1 riboswitch is annotated in these 339 nt (G+C 77.6%).

The features are described 5' to 3' along the window. Positions 1-258 precede the first annotated feature (258 nt). Positions 259-339: riboswitch (cyclic di-AMP (ydaO/yuaA leader) on the bottom strand. This riboswitch is flagged as partial in the annotation.

The following is a 339-nucleotide window of genomic DNA, read 5'->3' as shown; positions in this document are numbered from 1 at the left end:
GGCCGACCGGGTGGCGCCGCGCCCGCCGGTGCGGCCGAGAGCGCGGGTGATCGAGGTGGGGCGGAGGTTCATGGGGAGGGACTGCTCCAGGGGCAGGGCACGGCGGGCCGCGGAGGCGGCGCGCTGCGGGGTGGTCGAGTGGCAGCGGGGATCGGGCGGGTGCCCGGGCGCTCAGCGCGGGGCAGGCGCGCGCGAGGCTCCGTACCGGCTGCGGTTCCGTGCAAGGTGGGCCCGCAGGCTCGCCATGCGGCGGCTCTCCGTTCTTCCGTCTGCCGCCTACCGGGTTAGCTGACGGATTCGGGCGGGAAGCGGCCCTACCCGCGACGGGACGTACCCGGC

The sequence above is a fragment of the Blastococcus sp. KM273129 genome (assembly GCF_021698995.1).
Taxonomy (GTDB): Bacteria; Actinomycetota; Actinomycetes; order Mycobacteriales; family Geodermatophilaceae; genus Blastococcus.
The sequence above is the reverse complement of the archived record's forward strand: the minus strand, read 5'-3'. Positions and strand labels throughout refer to the sequence as shown.